Source organism: Pantoea sp. AN62 (assembly GCF_050432985.1).
Taxonomy (GTDB): Bacteria; Pseudomonadota; Gammaproteobacteria; order Enterobacterales; family Enterobacteriaceae; genus Pantoea; species Pantoea brenneri.
In genome coordinates this window covers 18,877-40,427 of the sequence record NZ_JBNPYB010000017.1, presented here as the reverse complement: position 1 = coordinate 40,427, position 21,551 = coordinate 18,877, and the positions used below count along the sequence as shown (strand labels likewise).

Annotated in this window: 15 protein-coding genes and 1 pseudogene; all 16 read left to right on the top strand. The window is 59.0% G+C overall.

The genetic code is table 11. From position 1 onward, the window contains the following. The first annotated feature begins 5 nt into the window (after positions 1–5). The 16 genes and pseudogenes from FHW04_RS18990 to FHW04_RS18915 all read left to right on the top strand — a co-directional run bounded on the left by FHW04_RS18990 (position 6) and on the right by FHW04_RS18915 (position 21,465). Positions 6–167, top strand: coding sequence for a hypothetical protein (locus FHW04_RS18990; protein WP_158087051.1), 162 nt, complete (start codon positions 6–8; stop codon positions 165–167). Continuing rightward, a complete protein-coding gene (locus FHW04_RS18985; RefSeq protein WP_089562109.1) occupies positions 164–376 on the top strand; it encodes a hypothetical protein in 213 nt (70 codons plus the stop codon). Before FHW04_RS18990 ends, FHW04_RS18985 begins: the two co-directional genes overlap by 4 nt. Then, positions 366–992, top strand: coding sequence for an F-type conjugal transfer protein TrbB (gene trbB, locus FHW04_RS18980; protein ID WP_089562110.1), 627 nt, complete (start codon positions 366–368; stop codon positions 990–992). The genes FHW04_RS18985 and trbB overlap by 11 nt, the downstream gene beginning before the upstream one ends. 32 nt (positions 993–1,024) lie before the next feature. Then, a complete protein-coding gene (locus FHW04_RS18975; protein WP_089562111.1) occupies positions 1,025–1,303 on the top strand; it encodes a hypothetical protein in 279 nt (92 codons plus the stop codon). 34 nt (positions 1,304–1,337) lie between these two features. Further along, positions 1,338–2,705, top strand: a complete 1,368-nt coding sequence (traH, locus tag FHW04_RS18970; protein WP_089562112.1) for a conjugal transfer pilus assembly protein TraH — start codon at positions 1,338–1,340, stop codon at positions 2,703–2,705. Then, positions 2,698–5,757: a conjugal transfer mating-pair stabilization protein TraG gene (gene traG, locus FHW04_RS18965; RefSeq protein WP_089562113.1), complete on the top strand. Its 3,060-nt coding sequence runs from the start codon at positions 2,698–2,700 to the stop codon at positions 5,755–5,757. Before traH ends, traG begins: the two co-directional genes overlap by 8 nt. Positions 5,758–5,779: 22 nt before the next feature. Continuing rightward, a complete protein-coding gene (locus FHW04_RS18960) occupies positions 5,780–6,349 on the top strand; it encodes a hypothetical protein (protein WP_305790730.1) in 570 nt (189 codons plus the stop codon). Between the two features lie 21 nt (positions 6,350–6,370). Then, positions 6,371–7,054, top strand: a pseudogene (gene traT, locus FHW04_RS18955) (complement resistance protein TraT); the annotation flags it as partial. 674 nt (positions 7,055–7,728) lie between these two features. After that, the gene (locus tag FHW04_RS18950) at positions 7,729–8,088 is read left to right on the top strand and encodes a hypothetical protein (RefSeq protein ID WP_069027070.1); all 360 of its coding nucleotides are present in this window, start codon (positions 7,729–7,731) and stop codon (positions 8,086–8,088) included. A 100-nt stretch (positions 8,089–8,188) separates the two neighbouring features. Next, entirely contained in the window at positions 8,189–10,810 is a 2,622-nt protein-coding gene (gene traD, locus FHW04_RS18945) for a type IV conjugative transfer system coupling protein TraD (protein ID WP_094106369.1), read from the top strand. Next, complete coding sequence (mobF, locus tag FHW04_RS18940) at positions 10,807–16,524, top strand: MobF family relaxase (RefSeq protein WP_089562116.1); 5,718 nt, start codon at positions 10,807–10,809, stop codon at positions 16,522–16,524. Before traD ends, mobF begins: the two co-directional genes overlap by 4 nt. A 72-nt stretch (positions 16,525–16,596) precedes the next feature. Then, positions 16,597–17,394 (top strand): DsbA family protein, encoded by a 798-nt coding sequence (locus FHW04_RS18935; RefSeq protein ID WP_089562117.1) that lies wholly within the window; start codon positions 16,597–16,599, stop codon positions 17,392–17,394. A gap of 741 nt (positions 17,395–18,135) precedes the next feature. Next, on the top strand, positions 18,136–19,071 hold the full coding sequence (gene repA / locus FHW04_RS18930) for a plasmid replication initiator RepA (RefSeq protein ID WP_089562118.1): 936 nt from the start codon (positions 18,136–18,138) through the stop codon (positions 19,069–19,071). A gap of 839 nt (positions 19,072–19,910) precedes the next feature. Beyond that, positions 19,911–20,147, top strand: coding sequence for a DUF2767 family protein (locus FHW04_RS18925; protein WP_089562119.1), 237 nt, complete (start codon positions 19,911–19,913; stop codon positions 20,145–20,147). Positions 20,148–20,317: 170 nt separating this feature from the next. Beyond that, a complete protein-coding gene (locus FHW04_RS18920; protein WP_094106357.1) occupies positions 20,318–21,151 on the top strand; it encodes an RNase A-like domain-containing protein in 834 nt (277 codons plus the stop codon). Next, positions 21,151–21,465: a contact-dependent growth inhibition system immunity protein gene (locus FHW04_RS18915; RefSeq protein WP_089562120.1), complete on the top strand. Its 315-nt coding sequence runs from the start codon at positions 21,151–21,153 to the stop codon at positions 21,463–21,465. Before FHW04_RS18920 ends, FHW04_RS18915 begins: the two co-directional genes overlap by 1 nt. Positions 21,466–21,551 lie beyond the last annotated feature (86 nt).

Genomic DNA, 21,551 nt, shown 5'->3' with positions numbered 1-21,551 from the left:
CGAATATGCTGACACTTTCACCGGTATGGCACGGGCGGCTGCGCGCCGTAAACCGGGTGCGCAACCTTCTGCTGCAGACGCTGGTTATCCATCCGGCGCTGCTTTCCTTCATTGTCAGCGTGGCGGTGCGGACCCTCTTTCGCCGCGCTCAGGGAGTTCGCGTATGAACCGTTTACCTCTTATCACCACGCTGTTTATGGCGGGCATCATTTTTAACTGTCTGCGTCAGCTGCTGACGTATTCCGCGATCCTGACATACGACGTGCTGATGGCCGTGTCAGTGGCAAGCTTCGCCCTTGTTGTGCTGGCGCTGCTTGCCGAACTGATGGCGTACCGCCGCGCGCGGCGTGGGCGGGAGAACCACCATGAAGCTTAACGCGATGCTTCCGGCACTGATGCTCCTTTTGCCTGCTGTCGCGCAGGCCTCCGTAGCCGATGAGATTGCTGCGCTGGAGCAGGCGAAGATGCAGCACGGCACGCAGCTGCCTGCCTTCGGGTTGCCCGGTACCGCACCGGCACGCACGGCACCCGCGAAGCCACCGAATCTGATGACGCTGACCGACGGACGCCAGGTGAATCTTAATGACTATGCGGTGGTGGTTTTTATGCAGCGCGGCTGCCAGTACAGCGCGAAGTTTGATCCAAAACTGAAGGCGTGGGCGGATGAAACCGGCGTAAAAGTGTATCCGTATACGCTTGACGGGTACGGCGACACATCCTTCCCGGTGGCGCTCATTCCGCGCAAGGCCGGGCCGAACGAGCCGATTGCCGGTGAGATCCTGACGTTCTTCGGCAACGGTCTGCCCATCGCCACGCCGACCACCTTTATGGTCAACGTGAACACCAACATGGCCTACCCGCTTTATCAGGGCGACACCGACATGGGCACGGTAAGCCAGCGCCTCGCGCAGATGATAGAGGCCGACATTGACCACCTGCCGCCCGACACGCTGGGGCCGGTACCGAGCAGCGCCTCGCTGACCCCGCAGTAAAGCACGCGGCCCCGCCGCATACGGAAAAAATCATGACGGAACACCCTTTTACGCTCTCGCGACTTGAGACGGCGCTGCTTCTCGTCTGCGCCTCAATGCTGGCGGCGTCCGGGATTTACGCCTGGCTCGCCTGCGACCTTGCTGGCCCGATACGCGGCATGGCTTACGGCTCTGATGCACTGGTGCTCAGCGGGCTGCAGCTCTACCCGCTGCTGTTTCTGTTTGCCCTTGCCGGCGGCTTTGGCTGCGGCGCGCTGGTCAGCATTACGCTGCGCCGGCACGGATTCATGACTGACCGGAGTTTTCAATGAAAAAGAAAGATCGTTTTAATGCGGGGGCGGCATCATGAACCTGCGTCAGCTACTTATCAGCGCTCTGGCGGCGCTCACCATCAGCGCCCCGGCGCTGGCCGATGTGCAGGGCGACCTGAACGGTTATTTTGGCAGCCTCGGCTTTGACGGCAATGTATCAAAAGCGCAGGCGTGGCAGGGGCAGGCCGCAGGGTACATCACCGGCGGCTCCGTTTACCTGCGTAACCCCGTCAAGCAGGTGCAGCTCATCTCGATGCAGGTTCCCTCGCTGAACGCCGGCTGCGGCGGCATTGATGCCTACCTCGGTGCGTTTTCTTTCATTAACGGCGCGGAACTGCAGCGTTTCGTTAAGCAGATCATGAGTAATGCGGCGGGCTACGCCTTTGATCTCGCGCTGCAGACGATGGTGCCGGAGTTCAAGCAGGCCAAAGACTTCCTGCAGAAGCTCGCTTCTGACGTGAACTCCATGAACATGAGTTCCTGTCAGGCGGCGCAGGGCATCATCGGCGGCCTCTGGCCGGTGTCTCAGGTGTCGAACCAGAAAATCTGCCAGGACATCGCCGGCGAGAGCAACATTTTCTCCGACTGGGCGGCGTCGCGTCAGGGCTGCACCGTTGGTGGTCAGGGTGACAGCGTCACCGGCCGTGCCTCTGATAAAGATAAAGACCAGGTGCTGAAAAACAAAAACCTCATCTGGGACGCGCTGGGCCGCAACCACCTGTTTGACGGGAACCGCCAGCTGAAAGAGCTGGTGATGAGCGTGGTGGGCTCCATCATCTTCAACAAGGACGGGCAGGTCACCATCCTGACCCCGCTGGTCGACAACCGCGACATCATCAACGTGCTGATGCGCGGCGGCACCGCGAAGATTTACGGCTGCGACGAGCCGGACCTGTGCCTCGGCCCCATGCCCGCCAACGTGACGGTCAGCAGCGACGTGGCGCTGGTCACCCAGGTGCGCAACATTATGATCTCCATCGACAGCAAACTCAGCGCCGATACCGGCCTGTCGGACAGGGAAAAAGGGTTCATCAATACCACCTCGGTGCCGGTGCTGAAATACCTCACCAACTCCCGCAGCATGGGCATGAGCCCGACCTATCTGATTCAGGTTGCTGACTTTATCGCACAGGACATGATGATCCAGTACCTGCAGGAGCTGGTAAAGCAGGCGAGCCAGTCACTGGCCGGTAAAAACTTCCCCGAACAGGCGGCCGGCGAGCTTCGCAACAACGTGCAGGCTGCCACTTCGCTGCTGGCGCAGATGAAGCTGCAGTCCACCGCCGACCAGAACGCGCTGGACGGCATCGACCGCAACATGCAGTACCTGCAGCAGCAGGTGTCGACCATTATCTCAACGTCCTATCAGGGCAACTATCAGTGGGGAACGGGCAATGACTGAAGTCTGGACCATCTACGGCGGTGACATGTGGCGGCAGGTGTTTAACGGCGTCGTCACCGTCATCGGCAGCGATACATATGACACGTTAAAACGTATCGTCGGGCTGTTTGGCGTGCTGGGCGTGATGTTCAGCTTTATCAAATCACGTAACCCGATGGTGTTTCTGCACTGGCTGGCCGTCTTCTTCGTGATCACCTCCGTGCTGCTCGTTCCGAAGCGCAGCGTGCAGATTGTCGACGTCACGGACCCGGCGGCGGTGTACGAGGTGGACAACGTGCCGGCGGGTCTCGCCTTCATCGCCGGGCTGACCACGTCCACGGAGTTCGGCCTGGCGCGCCTCTATGAGTACAGCTTCTCGCGTCCGGACTCGCTGACCTATACGAAATCCGGCATGCTGTTCGGCTCGCAGATCGTGGCGCAGACCACGGACTTCCGCTCGCAGAACCCGCAGCTGTCGCAGATGCTGACCGACTACGTGGAGAACTGCGTGGTGGGCGACATCCTGCTGAACAACAAGTACACCGTGTCGCAGCTGCTGAACAGCACCGATCCGCTGACGCTGATTACGAACAACCCGAGCCCGCTGCGCGGCCTGTATCAGGATACCGGAAGCGGCCGGCAGTTCATTACCTGCCAGCAGGCGGCGGCGATCATTAAAAACCTGATTGGTGCGGACGTGCGCATTGGCGGCACGACCTGGCACGCGCTGGCCACGCGCGTGTTCGGCAACCGCGTCAGCGGGGATACGCTGCTCGGCAACGCAATGGATGAAAGTTATAACTTCTTCTATGCGGGCGGCCTGAGTGCCTCGCAGATCATGCGCAACAACATCACCAATGCGGCCATCCGGGACGGCTGGAAAGGCTTTGCGGCGCGCTCTTCGGACACGGCCAACCTGCTGAATCTGGCCACCGAGTCCAGCATGACCAAACAGCGCATCAGCTGGGGCGCGGGCGGCGTGATTGCCACACGCACGCTGCCGATGTTCCAGTCGCTGATGATGCTGGTACTGATCGCGCTGTTCCCGCTGGTGATCGCGCTGGCGCTGGTGAACCACGACATCTTCGGGCTTAAAACGCTGAAGCTGTACGCCGGCGGTTTCATTTACTTCACCATGTGGCCGGTGATGTTCGCCATCCTCAACTCGCTGGCCAATTTCTACCTGCAGACGAAGACCGGGGCCACGCCACTGGTGCTGGCCAACCAGGACCAGGTCGCCCTGCAGCACTCAGACGCGGCCAACATTGCGGGCTACCTGAGCATGTCGATACCGGTGCTTGCCTTCTTCCTGACCAAAGGGGCAGCATCGGTGGCTTCTCAGGTTGTCGGCGGAGTGATGAGTTCGGCGGCGTTCACGACCGGCGGACAGGCCTCCACGACGGCTGACGGAAACTGGTCATTTAACAACATGTCGATGGACAACGTCAGCGCGAACAAGTTTGACACCAACATGCTCCGCCGCTCCGGGTCTCAGGGCTTCCAGACCGGTAATAATGCGATGATGACGCAGACGGCGGACGGCCACACCGTGGTGGATACCAGCCAGGCGATATCAAATCTGCCGGTCAGCATGCGGCTCAGCTCCCTTGCCAGTAGCGGGTTCTCCGAACAGGCGAGGCAGGCACAGCAGCAGGCGCAGAGCTCGCTTGATGGCTATAACCATAGCGTGACCAGTGGCTTCCAGCAGATGAACCAGCTGACGCAGCAGAGCGGCAACAGCGACAGCGTGACGCAGGGCAGCGATAACAGCGTGGCAACGAACGTCTCCAGAGGCGCCAGCAAAATGCAGTCGGCCGTTGAGAACTATGCGAAGTCGCATAATGTTTCTGAGCAGCAGGCGTATAACCAGCTGATGGACATCACCAATCAGGGCAGTGCAGGGGCTGATGCTAAAGCCTACCTTAAAGCTGATTCCGGCGATCAGCTGGCGGGTAAACTTGGCAAGTGGGCCACGGGCGTCAGCGTTGGTGCTGAAGGAAGTGTTAACACTGGCTGGCGTCATACTTCCGGCAGCTCGCACGGCACGCAGGACAGCCACGCCGAGGGTCGTGACAATCGCCATGACCAGAGCAGCCAGGAGGCGCGTGACTTCCGTGAGGGCATGGATATGGTGACATCAACCCGCCTGAGCGAGTCGGGCAGCCATACTGACAACCAGTCGAACTCGCAGGCGCAGCAGTTCGCAGCCACGCTCAACGATGCGAAAAGTCAGTACCATCAGTACACGGAGAGCAGCACGCGCAGTCAGGAATTCAGCCGCATGGCCACGCTGTCCCAGACGCAGAGCGCCAGCCTGGACGCCAATTACAACCAGGAGTTCGTGGACTGGACTACCGCGAAGTATGGCAGTGATGCGCAGAACATCCTGACCAACGTCAGAAGCGCGCAGGGCGCGGCAACAGAATTTATGCATGAGCGGCTTGAGCCGGAAATCATGCGTAACTATGGCGCACGGACTGACCAGGTTAACAGTGAGCCGCTGCAGCCAGCCCGTTCGCTGGACGCAGCAGGGGCATCTCCGGGCGGGGGAACATCGCTTCCCGCCGGATCACAGGCGTCCGGGCAGAGCCTGTCGGGTACCCAATCGGCTCATGGCCGTGAACGAGCCAGCGGTGCGTCGCAGGAAGCCGTCGTCACAAATGGCCGGGCAACTGATGTCAGCGCGCATCAGGGGGAGCGGAATCTCAGCGCATCGGCCGGTGCACCGTCACAGGCAATGAGAGAAGATTTCCGCAGCGGGTCTAAACGCGTGAGCGAGCAGGCCGCAGGGGCCGGCATCCAGAGTAACGTTGCTAATCAGGTCGCAGCACAAAGATCTGGCCTTATGGAAACTCTCAGGGAAAATGACGGTAAAATCGCCGAAAATAAAACCACTGTTCAGACGTCCAGTGATATACTCAGAAATGAGCATCAGGGTGCGGTCAGGAGTCAACAGATAGGCCGTACTGAAGAGGATATCAGGCAAACTAAACCAGGCTTTGATCATGCGGAAACCGACGCCTTTGAGAAGAAATTAAAAGAGCTTAGGGAGCAGCAGAAAAAAGCCTCTTGATGAATGTGAAGGGAGAATGCAGATGGCAAACTTAACTGCAGCACAAGTTGAAGCGGACGTCGATCTTTTGATGGGCTGCTTAGGGGCTAATCATCGAGAAATTCCTTCGGCGGCTTCATTGTCGAAAAGAAGTTCAGTATTGCCACTTTTTGCTGCTGTGTTAAGCGTCTTAAGTACCATCATCTTTTATGTCGCTTTTTATAAAAGTGATGCATCAATTGCAGGCTTTTTGAAATTTTTTACTTCAGAAGGTTGGTATTTAGTAGCCATTACGGCAGGTATAGGATTGTTTGTTTTTCTTATGACATATAACAACCAGCTCACCTACCTATCTTTACCATCAAAGCTTAGAAATGAGTTGCTGATACTTAGTCATATCGGCAGGATAGTAAGAAAATCTGTCATTATTTTTTGTTCACTAATGATTTTGAGTAGCTTACTTTCCGGGGTTTCTGTTTGGTTTGCCTTAGCAGTTCCAGCTTTATTATTAATGTTGTTTGTGATTACAAGCATATTAGTATCCGCTGAAATTAACCGTCTCGGAGCTGGTCTGGCTCTTGAGAAAATCAGTAATCTTATCAAAAAGATTTAAGTTCTCACGGCATCTGCCGATACCCCTTCCGGCTGCAGTGCAATGAGCACCGCCATCAAAAAGCGCAATCTCGACGTTAAAACGCAGATGAGCCAGACAGTGTGGCTGGAGCCGTCCAGTCAGAAAACGGTCTACCTGCAGGTACGTAATACGTCTGACAAGGACATGAGTGACCTTGAGCCGATGCTGGCGCAGGACCTGCGCGCCAAAGGCTACACCGTCACCTCCAGTCCTGATGCTGCCTATTACTGGATTCAGGCCAACGTTCTGAAGGCTGAGAAAATGGATTTGCGTCAGGCGCAAAGCTTCCTGTTGACGGGATATGAAGGTGCCGCTACGGGGGCCGCACTGGGCGCAGGTATTACTGCTTACAACAGTAACTCGGGCGGGGCAATTCTGGGGGTAGGTCTGGCGGCGGGCCTTGCCGGAATGGCGGCGGATGCTCTGGTTGAAGACACAAACTATACGATGGTGACCGATCTGCAAATTTCTGAGCGCAGCAAGGCGTCAGTGACAACCGACAACGTAGCAGCACTGCGTCAGGGCAACTCCGGCATCAAGCTGCAGACCAGCAGCGAGGAGGGCAATCGTATGAAGCACCAGACCCGCGTTGTCTCAAACGCCAACAAGGTAAACCTGAAGTTTGAAGAGGCGAAGCCGGTGCTTGAAGCGCAGCTGGCTAAATCCGTTGCAGGCATCATGTAACTGATAAAGTCACTGAGCACGGGAGCGAACGGTGCGAAGACGAATAGAGGATGTTGCAGTCTGGCTGCCAGCACATGTAATGATCATACTGCTCGGTGGCCTCTTCACTCTGCTGTTAGCGAACGTCACAGAGAACTGGCTCCCGGGACAATTTATCAGTGCAATGCACGAATACAGCGGCACATCAGCTGCGGCTGACTCTGGCGGTTTCTTCAGGTTTTTTATCGCAGCTGTGCTTCTTTATGTTTTGTCGATAGCATCCTGCGGAATGACCATTGCACTGGCGCTCTGGAATGTCTTACGCCTTATTTTGAGACTTGCAGGTCGCTGAGCTTCTGGTATTACTGAGCAACCGGCATTAAGCCGGCGGCAAGCGTCTCAGGGGAAATGACACCAACTCTCCTGTCAACGGGGCGCCTGCCAACCCCCCGTCTGCGCCCCCCGGGCAGCGGACACCGGGGCAGCATCAACACCACGGGTGCTGCCCTTCTCCCTTACGGGACCTCATATTTTCACGTATCTCCCTGATGTGCGGGGTAGCGGAAGCGTGGCTCAGATTCTCCGGATATCTCCCCGCATGCTGTACTGGCAGGCTTCTGCGCGGGTGGCGCGCGTCCGGGAATGTGCTGTACCTGTACTGATCCTCCTTTCTTAACTTTCTGAAGGAAAAACCTATGCTCACTCTCAGCGGTGCGGCTCGCACCTTTATTGTCTGGTTAACCCTGTTTTTCGCCTGGAGTGCCATCGTGCTGTGGCAGTTCGGGCCGGATATCGTAAAAACCATCATGTCGCACAGCCAGCTGTTTGCCTGGGACCTCACCACCCGTATGGTGCAGGGCGACATGATGCCCCCGGGCATTATCACGCTGCTGCTGGTTTTGCTGGTGCTGACGGCTGGCTGCGTGCTGTCAGCGCTCACGCTGGCCTGCTGGAATCTGGCCATCTTCACCTGTGGTATCCCCGTGATAGCTGGCTTCTGGCTGCTGCGCCGTACGGGGCTTATCCGCACCCCCGCGTCCGTCACGCTGAAATAATCTCTGGGGCCTGAGCGGCCCTCTCCGCCACTTTTCTTTCTGCCGTCAGCCTGCCCGGTTTTCCGGGCGGGCTGCGCCTGCGTGCTTTCCGGAGTTCCCCATGAGTTTTACCCCTAAATACCTGACGCAGGGCGGCCAGATGACGGCCTACCGCCTGCGCATGTTTGTTCAGGTCAGCAACTGGATATTTCACTGGATGCTGCTGCTGTTCGTGGTGGCCACCGGCGTTCTGTTCTGGCTGACGACGCCCGACGACGTGCTGCGTAACGGCTTCTGGTACTGGGCTGCGTGGCCCAGCCACTCGCTGCTGGGCCTCTCACCGCGCGCGGCCGAAGCCACGTGGGACATTATCTGGCACTGCGGTGAAGGCGTGCAGTTATGCACGATAAAGCTGACGCCGGCGCAGCTGCTGGCTAACCCCTGGATGCAGGAGATGGGCCGCCAGTTCATGGCGAACCTGCGCTTTATCGCGACCGCCTGCGGTATCACCGCCAGCCTGCTCTGGTGCCTTATCGCCTGGTACGTAGGGCGTATCGGCAAAAAGGAGAGCGAGGATGAGTTCATCTCCGGGATGACCCTCACCGACCAGCCAAAAGAGGTGAACCGGCTGCTGAAAAAGGCCGGCGAGAAGTCTGATCTTCAGATTGGCGGCCTGAACATGGTGAAGAACGCCGAGGTCATGAACTTTCTGATCCACGGCACCATCGGTGTAGGCAAATCCACGCTCATCCGCTGGCTGCTGGACTACATCCGCCGGCGCGGCGACCGCGCGATCGTTTACGACTCCGGCGGCACCTTTATTGAAACCCACTATGACGAGCGCGTGGACAAAATCCTGAACGCGCACGACAGCCGCTGCGAGAACTGGGTGTTGTGGCGCGAAGCACGCGACGTGGTGGACTACGAGAATATGACGGCCGCGCTGATGCCGGTGGAAGGTGACTCCGATCCGTTCTGGGTGTCCTCGTCGCGCACCATCTTCAGCGATACGGCCATGCAGTTTGCGTCACGCCCCGACCGCAGTATCGAGACGTTCCTGAAGACCTGCCTGTCCATCGACCTGAAAAGCCTGCGCGAATTTCTGAAGAACACCCCGTCGGCCAACCTGGTCGAGGAGAAGATCGAGAAAACCGCCATCTCCATCCGCTCGGTGCTGACCAACTACGCCAAATCGCTGCGCTACCTGCAGGGACTGGATAAGGAGGGCAAGCCGGAGTTCAGCATCCGCGAGTGGATGACCGACGCACAGTACGACAGCAGCTGGCTGTTCATCTCCACCACGGCCCGCCACCGTAAGGCGGTGCGCCCGCTGATTTCCATGTGGCTGTCGCTGGCCACGCTGCTGTTGCAGAGCATGGGTGAGAACAGCGAGCGTCGCGTGTGGTTCATCGGCGATGAGATTGCCAGCCTGCAGAGAATCCCGGAGTTCAACGAAACGCTGGCCGAGGCGCGCAAGTTTGGCGGCTGCTTCGTGCTGGGCATTCAGAATATCCCGCAGCTGGTACATATCTACGGCCGCGAGATGGCCAAGGCCATCTTTGACCTGCTGAACACCCGCGCCTACGGTCGTTCGCCGAGCGCGGAGGTGGCGAAAATGGTGGAGGAGGAGCTGGGGCATCAGCGCCGGCGTGAGGCCCGCGAACAGAACAGCTACGGCCTCGACCAGGTGCGCGACGGTATATCCATCAGTAAAGACAAGGTCAACGACCCCATCGTGGACTACGACCAGATCATGAAGATGCCCAACCTGCGCTTTTACGTGCGCCTGCCGGGCGAGTACCCGGTGGTCAAGCTGAACCTGAAGTACCGCAAACAGAAGAAATACCATCCGGCGCTGATTGAGCGCGACTTCCGCGACCGGCTGAGTCCGGAGCTCGAGCGCATCATCGAAAGCAACGAGCGCAGCGCCCGGGCGGCAGACGTTTCTTTCCCGACCGGTGAAGAGATTCTGGAAGACGGTGATCACACCACAGCCACATCCGGACCAGAGTCTGTGCCTGCCTCAGCACCTGCTGTGCCGTTAAAAGCTGTTTCGCCCGTGAGCAGTTTGTCTTCGCCTGCCGAGCGGGGGGTTATACCGCCTGTATCTGCTGCGGCTCCGCCTGCAGCAAAACCTGCGTCAGAGGCAGCTGGTAGTACGCCGCCTCTCTCAAACGTGCGCCCGTTCCCGCTGCGCACTGTGCCCGCACCGGTTCGTGCGGGTGACGCTGAGCCGCCGTCGGCAAAACAGACTGCCGCATATGCACCGCCTGAAACGCCGGCGACCCCGCAGGCGCCTGTCCGGCCAGTTGCCACGGCAGACATTGCGGCGGAAACATCGCCCAAGAAGGCGCTGCAGCCCATCGTGCGCCCCCTTATGAAGTCAAAACCGGCCGGTCCGAGCGCCCTTGACATGCTGGCGCGCCGCAGGAGCAGTGCGGCCGCATCAGAAAGCAGTGAAGGCAACGCTGAAGAGACTGCACCGCAGGACGGCGCAGCGCAGGGCGATGCACCTGAGCTGAACATGCAGATGGAAAAAGATGAGGGCGGCCGCCTCATCGTCCGGCACATCAGCCCGCGAAAAACGGACCAGGAAAAGCGCGAGGAGGCCGAAGCCCGCCAGTACGGTGACGCCAACGCGCGCATGGCCGACGACGAAAAGAACATCCTGCGACACCGCGACGATTATGACGCATATCAGGAGATGAGTGACAGCCTGGACCCGGGAGGGTATGAACGATGATGACCGTTGCTCCGGTGGCTTCGGCCGCCGACGCTGCCGGCTACTACAGCAGCAAGGATAACTACTACTTTCTGGATGACATGCCCACGCAATGGCTGGGTGAGGGTGCGCGGGAACTGGGCCTTGAGGGGCCGGTTGACCTGGATACCTTCACGGCCATTCTGCACGGCAATCTGCCTAACGGCGTGACGATGGGTAAGGAGGTGCAGGGTGAACACGTGCACCGCCCGGGTCACGACTTTACCTTTTCGGCACCCAAAAGCGTCTCAATGCTTATTCTTGCCGGCGGCGACAAACGCCTGCTGGAGGCGCACCACGATGCGGTAAAAGAGACGCTGGCTATCATGGAGCAGACGGTAAGTGCCCGTGACACGAAGGAGGGCGTCACGCGCATCGTAACCAGCGGTAAAATGGTCGCCGCGCTGTTCACGCACGACACCTCGCGCAACCTCGATCCGCAGATCCACACCCACGCGGTGGTGGCTAACGTTACGGAGCTGGACGGCAAGTGGAAGGCGCTGGCCACCGACACCATTCACGGTGCCGGCTTCATCGAGACGGCGTACCGCAACCAGATAACGTACGGCAAAATCTACCGCAACGTGCTGAAGGGCAAGGCTGAGGCGATGGGTTATGAAACCCTCCCCACCGGTGGCCGTCACGATTTGTGGGAGATAAAGGGCTTTACGGAAGCGGTGCTGGATGAGTTCTCCTCGCGCCATCGGGAAATTCACGCGCGCGCCGGCGAAGACGCCTCGCTGAAAAGCCGCGACGTGGCCGCGCTCGATACCCGCCAGCGCAAGCAGGATATCAGCCGCTATGGCGAAGACGAAACCGCACCGGTACGCACCCGGCCTGAACCCTCCGCCGTATCCGTGCCGGAGCACGTGGTGGCTGCAACGGAAAAAGCGGCTGCAACAGCGGATAAAGAGCCGACAACACCGTCAGCACAGGATAAAAATGTGGCGATTGCCCGGCCCGGACCATCCCATGTGCACGAGCAGACTGAGCCCGCGCCGGAGCGTGCGGCGGCGGACACCGAAAAAGCCCCTGCAAACGCGGATAAGGCACTCTCAACGCCATCAGCACAGGTTAAAGATGAGCCGATCGCCAAGCCCGAAACTGCCGATGGCAGGGCCCGGCTACAGGCGCGCTGGCAGCGACAGATGGATGACGCCGGCTTTGATATTCAGGGCGTCATGAATGAAGCCCGCGAACGTGAAAAGTCCCGGCCTGAAGCCGGTAAAGCGCAGGATATACCCGGGCTGGCTGTGCAGGCGGTCCGCATCGCCATTTCCGTTCTGAGCGATAACAAGACGCGGTTTACTTACGGGGATCTGCTGCTGACCGCACATAACGCCGGTGAACTGCAGAACAGTATTCCGGATCTGCGCAGGGCGCTGGACCAGGCAATTCATGACAACCTGCTCGTTCCTCTCGACGGTGATAAAGGCGTGTTTACTTCGCACATTCACCTGCTTGACGAGCTGTCGGTGCAGTCGCTGGCTGCGGATATTCTGAAAGAGAACAGGGTGGTAAATTTCAGCCTCACCGGCAGCCCGGTCCCCGGCCACCTTGAGCACGTTGCCCGGGAACCTGCCGTTATCATCAACGCACCCGCATCAGTCGGGCGTCTGCGTGAAGTCACGAAGGAGCTGGTGACAATGTCACGTGAACAGGGGCGTGAGGTCAGCGTGCTGACCAGTTCCGCCGAGCGCGCACTCAGCTTTGCCAAATCACCTGAGCTTAAAGACCGGCTTCTCCACCGCAGCCGGATGCTTGATGGCACCTTCAGCCTCACGCCACAGAGTACGGTCATCGTGGAAGGTGCTGAAAAGCTCAGCCTTAAAGAGATGCTGGTGCTCACCGGTGAGGCCCAGGTGCAGAATGCGCAGCTGCTGTTTCTGGACAGCGCCGGGCGGCAGTCAAACACCAGCGCCCTTTCCGTGCTGACCGCAGCGGGCGTAAAACGACAGAGCCTGAACGCACCGCCTGACGGAATTGAGGTCCGCGTGACCAGTATTCAGGACAAGCGCGACCGCTATCAGGCGCTGGCAGAGCGTTTTGCCGGAATGGACCCCGCGGACGGCCCCGTCACGGCTGTTGTCGCAGGTCCGCGCGAGCAGGCCCAGCTGACCGGTGTCATCCGGAATGCACTGCAGGATGCCGGCAGGCTGGGGCAGGAGTCGGTCAGCATCGTGGCGCGTACGCCGGTCTTTACGACAGCCAAAGAGCGCCGTCTCCCTCAGACCTACCGCGCCGGTATGGTGCTGGAAGATCGGTCGGAGAAAAATGAAACACGTCACTACGTCATCGACCGCGTGCATGACGAGACCCGCATGCTTTCCCTGGTTGACGGGGACGGCGTGCTGTCACGGGTGAAGCTCAGCGCACTCTCAGGCGACTGGCGGCTGTTTACACAGAATCAGATGAATGTTGCCGCCGGAGAGCGACTGTTTGCGCTCGCCGGCGATAAACATACGGGGCTGAAGGCGCGCGATCGCCTCACGGTCACAGCCATTGAAAACGGGTCACTTGTCGTGCAGCGCGAAGGACAAAAAAAGCCGCTGCGACTGGATGCGTCAGGCCCGCTTTACGTCACTTACGGATACGTCAGCCCGCCTGGCAGCCGTGACAACGAGCGGGGTACGGTGCTGGCAAGTCTTGGCGCACAGGATCTGTCGGTGAACATGATTAATGCGCTGGCGCAGTCCGGCCATCAGGCGGAGATTTTTACCGGCGAAGCCCTGAGCCGGGCGGAAGAAAAGCTTGGCCGGCTGCGCTCAACGCGCTCGCCGTTATCGCTTGTCCGGCAGGCCAGCGGAAAGGAAGATGCCAATGAGGCCGTGGACGCGCTCAATAAGCAGCTGCTCTCTGACGCGCAGAAAGCCGTCACGCGCAGCGTGGCGCAGATGCGTGATGTCGCCTTCCCGTGGACGAAACTGCTTGAGGAGGCCCTGACGTTCAACGCTGACCTGAAGCTTATTGAAAACGAAATTGCCCGGCAGGTTAAAGAAGGTGATCTCATTCGGGTGCAGGCCGGATCAGAAGCCCGCTTCGTTGCGCGGTCTACGTGGGAGATGGAAAAGGCCATCCTCGGTGAAATCGAACGGGGCAAAAACACGCAGGTGCCGCTGATGGCACAGGTGGACCCCGCTCTCCTGTCAGGCCTGACTCAGGGGCAGAAAGAGGCCACCTCACTCATTCTGCAAAGCCCCGACCGGTTCACGGCCGTACAGGGGTATGCGGGCGTCGGTAAAACCACCCAGTTTAATGCGGTAAAGGCGGCAATTGATACCCTGCCGGCTGACGCCCGTCCGGTTATCGTGGGCCTGGGGCCGACTCACCGGGCGGTGAAAGAGATGGCGGGTACGGGCATCGATGCGCAGACGCTTAAGTCGTTTGTGCTGGGCTGGCAGATGCGCACCGCGGCCGGTGAAGACGTCCGCTACGACAATATGCTGTTTCTTATCGATGAGTCTTCCATGATCGGTAACCAGGACACCGCGGCGGCGTACCGCGCGATCGCTGCCGGCAACGGCCGCGCGGTGCCGGTGGGGGACGTTGCGCAGCTGCAGTCGCCCGAAAGCGGTGCGCCGTTCCAGCTGATGCAGGAGCGAAGCCCGATCGATGTGGCGGTGATGAAAGAAATCGTGCGCCAGCGCGATACGGACCTGAAGTCTGCGGTTTACAGCATCATCAGCAATGATTTCGCGGCGGCGCTGAGAAACATTGAAAAGGTCTCGCCAGACGTTGTCCCCCGGCGGACAGGTAAGGTTCATCCCTCCGGATCAATTGTTCAGTCAGCTGACCCGGTATCCAGCATTGTGGCTGACTTTATGAGCCGTACCGATGAGGCGCGGGAGCAGACCATGATTATGGTACAGCTGCATGATGACCGTAAAGCCATCAATGAGGGTATTCATAACGCGATGGTGATGACAAAAGAGCTGGGCGAGACGTTCCGGATCGTCCCTGTCCTGGACCGCATTAATGGCGGACGGCACGATTTTAACCGCATAGACGACTGGGAAACCGGCCAAGTGGTTATGGCCAATCAACGATACCTGCAGGTCACCGGCGTTGACCCGGAGAATGGCAGCATAACCCTGCAGGATGAAGCGGGGCGTACGCATTTCTGGTCGTCGCAGGAACTTAACGCCACGGAAATTGAGGTTTTCGAAACCCGTGAAATTGAGCTGCGCACCGGTGACAGCGTCCGCCTCAGTAAAACCCAGAAGCAGGCCGGTCATGCTGCACACGAACAGTACCGGGTGGATGAACTGCGCGACAATGGTGAGATTGTTCTGCGTAACGGCAGCGGGGTGAAGGTCATCGATCCGGCGAAAACGCTGGCAGACCGGCACGTGGACTACAGCTGGGCGGTCACCGGCTATGGCGCGCAGGGTGCCAGCGCCCGGTACTCGCTGGCGCTGGAAGGTGTTGTGGGCGCCCGTGAGCTGATGAGCGGCGCGCGGGCATTTTATATCAACGTCTCACGCGCGAAGGACCACGTCCAGATTGTAACGGATGACAGAGCAGGCTGGACGAAGACGCTCGGGGGCAGAAAAAACGAGCCGGCCACGGCGCATGACGCTCTGATGCCGGAGCCGGAGCGCGCTCAGGCCAGACGGATCTGGGCGATGGGTCAGGCCGCATCGAAAACGGCGATTGGCCGCGCGTTCCTGCGGTCGACCGGCCTCAGCGGCAGCCCCGTGACGGCACGCATTATCCCGCCGACACGAAAGTTTCCTGAACCCCATCTGGCTCTGCCGGTGTATGACGGTAACGGCAAAGCGGCGGGCCTGACGATGGCCCCGCTGCGTCACCATAAGGGGTCACTGACTCCTGGTCAGACCCGACAGCTGGTAACGGAAGGTGCACAGGCCGCCATGCTGCAGAAAAGCCGCAGCGGCGAGGTTCTGCTCGTCAGCGATCTTACGCAGGGATTTGCCGCTGCGCGCGAAAAGCCGGAGGCGGGGGTATTAATCGTGCATGACCGGCAGCTGCCGTCCGCACAGCTACTGAAGGTGGCAGGCGGCCAGCCGGATCAGCTGCGCCGTCCGGACGCCACGCTGCTGAGTCAGGTGAAAGCGGAGCTGCAGGAGATGCTCGCTGTTCTGCCGCGAACAGAGAAGGAACAGGATGAGCGGGATACGCTGCGCAGTGCAATAAAATCTGTCAGTAACGGCGGCCTTATGGAAAGAACCCCTCTGCCTGAAACGCCACCCGCCCGGGACGGAATGGATAAGATCACGCTGGCAGTACAGCTTGCAGAAAGTGTGGCAGAGGTTATGGAGCAGAAGGTGCCCCGCCTTCCGGGCGAATCGCAGCCGGACTACAGCGCGCTCGTCCGGCAGGCTGCCCGGACGCTGGCTGATACGCCTGAAGCCTCTGCTGATGCGGCGGTACGCGCCGGGCTCGGTGCGTTGTCAGCGAGCGGCATACCGGACAGCGTCAGGCAGGCCGCCACTGCTGGCAATGGGGGCGTGGTTCCGGCCGCGGTGGTCCGCGAGGTGCAGGAGGAGCTCAGCCGATCGCGCTCTGCTGTTAAAGCGGCTCAGCCGGATATTTCGTCAGCGGCGCTGGCTGATGTCGCACGCGAGCTTGACCGGCAGGCACAGGTGAGTCTGCCACCGGAAATGCGGGGGCGTGAGCAGGAAAGAACTCTCTCCGCCCCGGAGATTACCCGTCACATTCAGAAAGAACGTTAATACACTGTGCGGCCGTATTCAGTGCGGCCGCCTCACCTTCAGCCGGCCCGACGCCGGCATATGAGAGAAATCATGAAACAGACCCTGAAGATGGCCGCCTTTGCGCTGGCCATGAGCACCGCTTTGTCCTCAGCACCGTCCGTCGCGGCTGATGCCGCAGCGTTTACCCCGGCACAGCAGGCCCGCATCGGTGAGATTGCGGCGGACTATCTGGTCGCGCATCCTGATGTGCTCATTGATGTAAGTAAAAAGCTGCAGGCGCGCCAGCAGGCCATGCAGCAGCAGACTTACGTGCAGTCAGCGCTTAAGGCGCACCGGCTGCTGATGCAGCTCGGTGGCGTGCCGGTCAAAGGGCCGGCTGACTCAGAGATCATCGTGACCGAATTCTTTGACTATGAGTGTATCGCCTGCAGCATGATGGCACCGGTGATGGAAAAGGTGATGACCGCAAACGCCGGCGTGCGCTTTGCCTTCCGCGACTGGACCATCTTTGCATCGCGCTATCAGGAGTCGGCGCAGGCGTCACGCCGTGGCCTGAGTATTTACCGGAAGCAGGGTGCAGATTCGTACATGGCCTTTCACAACGGCATTTACCGGACCGGGCATAACGAAGGGAAACTGACAGCAGAAGACATTGATAAGGTGGCCGCGACAGCCGGAGCAGGTGCCTCTTCGGGCGACGATAATGCCGCTTCCGATGGAATAATTGAGAGCAATGATGCGCTGGCGGAAATGCTGGGACTTACCGGTACGCCGGGCATTATTGTCATGCCGGCAGAAAACGCCACCGCACAGAACACCACGGTCATACCGGGCGTGGTCAGCGAACAGGTTCTGCAGCAGGCCATCGATCGCGCCGCCGGCCGGTAAAAAAAGCCCGGAGCAGAACCGGGCAAGCAGCAACGCCGGCATTCTCAGAATGGTTTCACTGCCGGCGCGTGGAGAGTATCGGCTATCCCGCCAGAACCTTTACCCCATGACGTCCACGCCGTTCAGGCTGTTCGTTCCTCGCGTTGCTCCGGTACGCCTCAGCCTGGACCGCCATGCCCGTCGTCACGTGATGAGATCTTTCGCGTTCGTAGTCCACCTCTCCCTTATGAATACGGACTAAAGTCCGCCCCGGTACCCGCGCCTCCAGTGTCACCATCCCGCCAGATGCGTGATTTGGGTTAAGTCAGCTCATAAATGTTAATACGATCGCAGAAGAATTTTTCGGTGAACTTTTTTTATCCATACGATTCGTGATATGGACAAACTGTGCTGGATTTAAGTGGTTGAGATGGGTATTCTTTTCAGAATTCGCCGGGCGGCGATCTTTATTTGATCCTTATCGATTACTGTGGTGGTTAACGATAGGGTGTGCAGCAAACCTGTGGCCGGACATGCGCGGCGCGGGGAAGAATTAACCGGATGGGACGTATCCGCAAAAACGTCCAGAGTACGGAGTCCGCGTTTCACCGGGCTCTGAATGCAAAAACCCCCCGAAATCTGTCATCAACTTGGCGGAAGGCGGCAGAAATCAGGGGGTCCAAAAGCAGGCGCTGGCCTGTGAAGGATTATAACGCATGCTTTTCATAAGACAACCCCTGTCCGCCATAAGTTCGGGACAGGGTGAATGACCAGATTTTAATCGGGTTAAACAGCCCGACTTCAGAAAATGACAGACGTCGCCGCGGCGATCATGATGTCACCTGCAAATGCCCTGAACCCCGCTGGTTCGCCCCTGACGGCTATCGGCCCCTTCCTGGCGAGTTTGGCCATGCCATGCGCCGTCTGGTCATGAAAGACCGGGCCAGCGGTGAATGGAAGCTGCGATTCCGGCCGTCACTCCATCCGTACTTCACGCAGTACCGTAAGGCTGCCGGCCGCGATCGGCACTTTCGCCCGGAGCGGCGTGCGCTTATTGATGCGATATTCCCCCTGCTTGTTCAGCGCGCCGACATGGCCACATGGGTCGTGACTGTTAATGTCAGCCGGCTGGCCGGCGAACTCAGCCCGAAAGACAGCGAAGGCAATGTCATTCCCGAAACCCGGGTCGAGACCTGCCGGCTGTCGCGTCTGTTCCCGGAACTGGCACGATTTGGCCTTATCGAAATGCCTGACCTTGAATGGGACCCGATCGAACAGTACTGGATGCCCCGCCATATAATTCTCACCGAGCGTTTCTGGCAGCTGTGCGGCGTCAACATGGATAAGCTGCTGCTGCAGCGAAACCTGCGCATTGAGGCTGAGGAGGAAGGGATAGTTGAACCCGGCACGCGTGACTCCGTCCGGGCCGCCCGCCGGCGCTGGTATGAAAAAGCCCGTATGGCGACGCTTCTGAGCCGGCGTGAAAAGGCCGTACGTGAGAAGCGCCGTAATAAACTGGGCAGGCTTCCGCTCGATGAGCGGCGCAGCACGATGGCCAGCTGGCTCATCCGCACGCGGCCAAACCACGAACTGATCAACCTTGACGCTGACGGCTTCGACCGCCTGGTGTGGCAGCATCTTAACCAGCTGGAGCTGGGCCTCGGCTACGAACCCGCGCCTCCCGACGTCGTTCACTGACGTTTTCCCGCCCGACGTTAACCGCCTTGACTGGCGGTAAAGTCGTTTGTCCCGCGTACAGAATGCCCGGTTTTCCGTTCTGCCGGCATGCCATTCAGGCTACGATCGCCGCAATAATACACCCGTTTCCGGTGCTGCTTTTTTTAATCCACATTTACCCGCAATCGGAAAGTTAACCTTACCTGCAAATGAGTCTGAGGTTACCCGCAAGACATTCCTGACCTTCGGTCAGTAAAGAAATAATCAAAAAGAAAATAAGGTTTTCAGTCCGGCCGCTCAGAGGATAAATAATGAGGCCTTCGCTTGCAGCGGCCGCAGGCGTCCGCGCCGCTCAGAATCTTTAAAATAGCTCCCGCTGACGCGGGCCCCGGCGCGTGCAGTTAGTTACAACAATCAAGGATTCACTGTAGTCAGACACCGCGCAGATCTGAAACCCGATGCCCCTCCCCGGCCAAACCCGAGCCGGACCTGAAACCCGGTTGCCCCCACTGACCAGCCCCGGCCGCCCGGCCCGGAGGGCCGGAACTGCAGTGGCTGATTAATGGGTGTTGTAACTAGTCAGTTCTTCATTGCTGTAAGTAGTGCCGCTGATTCTTTCTTTCGTCTCCGACCGTCCGGCTGATAAGCTGCTGACAGGCCGCTGCTTAAACGGCGTCTGGCAGGAAGGGGTTGGATTTTTGCCACCATCCGCCCTGTAACCGGCTCTGCCGGGCTTACGGCGCCCGATGGTATCTGAGCCGTCCTTGACAGTTCCTGGCGCCTCCATGCCGCTGACGCGGCATCCAAGGGACAGGCTGCGCACTGCTCGCCTGTCCGGCTACGTCTGAGAGGTAAGTGCTATGCAGGTTACTGAAACAGAACGAAGGGATTCAGAAGAGGCATATCGTCTGCTGGGTGAAGCAGTACTCATGCTGGCCGATGCCGGTCTCGAAACCACCCGGAGCAGGCTTGCGGGGGTATTCCGCTCGGAGCTCGACATACCCGAAAAATGGTCGCCGGGCATGGCTGACGTCATGCAGATCGTTATCGATAAGCTGGAAATTCTTCCGGATGTGGACAGCGCGGAGCCCCTCTGAAACCCGTGCCGGCATTACTCCGGTTATCAATGGTACTGAAATCGACGGCCGGAACTCTGCTGTTTAATGCCACCCGAAGATAAACGGAGCAGCGCCACCGGTTTGCGACCTGCTGCAGTGCCGGTTATAAATTGAGTAAATTAAGTTGCGGTTACGAAAAGGAGGATTCTGTGAACGACGGACAGGGACTGAGGATTGCGCTTTCTCCGGTGCAGCTGGCGGCCGTACTCTCTGATCGCAGCGTCAGTGAAGGGGAAACATCCGGTAACCGCCTGTCCGGCGGGCTGGGACTGGCGGGGGGGATCGTGGAGATGTTTGGTGCCGGGGCTCTGTGTGTGGTGCCGGAGCCCACTATGCTGACCAAAGCCAGCTGCGTCTTTGTGGGAACGCACGCACTGGATACCATCCAGGCCAGTCTCCGGCAGGTCTGGACCGGCAGGCTGGTCAATACCGATACCTTTAATTCAGCCGTCGCGCTGGCGGAATCACTTGGTGCTGACCGCCAGACCGCCATGAAGGTTGGTCTGACCGTCGACATTGCCATACCGATGGCGTTTGCACTGGCGGCCGGCGCAGAGCGGGTCATCGCCGTACGCGCGGGGCGGTTTAAAATTGCTGAGCATGAATCACTGTCGGGACGCGCGCCCGGTGGCCATACCATTGAGCGGCACATAGGAAAGTCGCCGGATGAGTTACGCGAAAGGCTTGTCAGAGAGCCCAGGCTTGAAGAATCCAGCAGTTTTAAATCACTCAGCGATGCTGAGTCAGTTATCAGCCGGGTACTGGCTGATAATAAAAATCAGATAACGATGTGGGTGAAAAACGTTCCGCCCGGCATGCGTGCCCGCATGCGGCTGAGCCGCAGGTTTGCGCATCCGACGGGGATCATGGTGCGCAGAGCAAATCAGGAGACCGTTGCCTGTTATTCCGTCCGCGTTGTGATTGATTTCAGCACATTTAATGGAAAACCTTATTTTATTCTGACTGCGTTTCCGGAGGTATAGTGGACCGTATCAGCATCAGCGAACTGGATAATTTTATCGGCGTTTATTTCGGTCAGGATTACGTAATGGCCGAACCCGGACATGAGATAGAACCCAAGATTCAGGCCTACATCCACGACATGCCCGACGCGAATCTTCACGCCCTGCTGGCAGACATTGAGCTGTTTCTGGACGGGTGCGACGATACCGAGCTGGATTTCAGGACGCATTATAAAGGGGAATTTGTGCCGGCGAACTGGGACACGACGGCGCAGGCGTTTCTGGCGCAGGTAAAGAAGCGGGTGTCTGCCGCGCTAAAAAACCGTGAACGCTGACGCCAGGCGGTTGATCCCCACAAAGCAGTCAGTGGTGCCGGGTCCCTGTCCCTCCGGGTTCTCTTTTTACAGGCTACAGTGAACGC

Excerpts from the sequence above, each read along its gene's own strand:
- FHW04_RS18990 (WP_158087051.1), top strand. The coding sequence starts at position 6 with ATGCTGACACTTTCACCGGTATGGCACGGGCGGCTGCGCGCCGTAAAC.
- FHW04_RS18985 (WP_089562109.1), top strand. The coding sequence starts at position 164 with ATGAACCGTTTACCTCTTATCACCACGCTGTTTATGGCGGGCATCATT.
- trbB (WP_089562110.1), top strand. The coding sequence starts at position 366 with ATGAAGCTTAACGCGATGCTTCCGGCACTGATGCTCCTTTTGCCTGCT.
- FHW04_RS18975 (WP_089562111.1), top strand. The coding sequence starts at position 1,025 with ATGACGGAACACCCTTTTACGCTCTCGCGACTTGAGACGGCGCTGCTT.
- traH (WP_089562112.1), top strand. The coding sequence starts at position 1,338 with ATGAACCTGCGTCAGCTACTTATCAGCGCTCTGGCGGCGCTCACCATC.
- traG (WP_089562113.1), top strand. The coding sequence starts at position 2,698 with ATGACTGAAGTCTGGACCATCTACGGCGGTGACATGTGGCGGCAGGTG.
- FHW04_RS18960 (WP_305790730.1), top strand. The coding sequence starts at position 5,780 with ATGGCAAACTTAACTGCAGCACAAGTTGAAGCGGACGTCGATCTTTTG.
- FHW04_RS18950 (WP_069027070.1), top strand. The coding sequence starts at position 7,729 with ATGCTCACTCTCAGCGGTGCGGCTCGCACCTTTATTGTCTGGTTAACC.
- traD (WP_094106369.1), top strand. The coding sequence starts at position 8,189 with ATGAGTTTTACCCCTAAATACCTGACGCAGGGCGGCCAGATGACGGCC.
- mobF (WP_089562116.1), top strand. The coding sequence starts at position 10,807 with ATGATGACCGTTGCTCCGGTGGCTTCGGCCGCCGACGCTGCCGGCTAC.
- FHW04_RS18935 (WP_089562117.1), top strand. The coding sequence starts at position 16,597 with ATGAAACAGACCCTGAAGATGGCCGCCTTTGCGCTGGCCATGAGCACC.
- FHW04_RS18925 (WP_089562119.1), top strand. The coding sequence starts at position 19,911 with ATGCAGGTTACTGAAACAGAACGAAGGGATTCAGAAGAGGCATATCGT.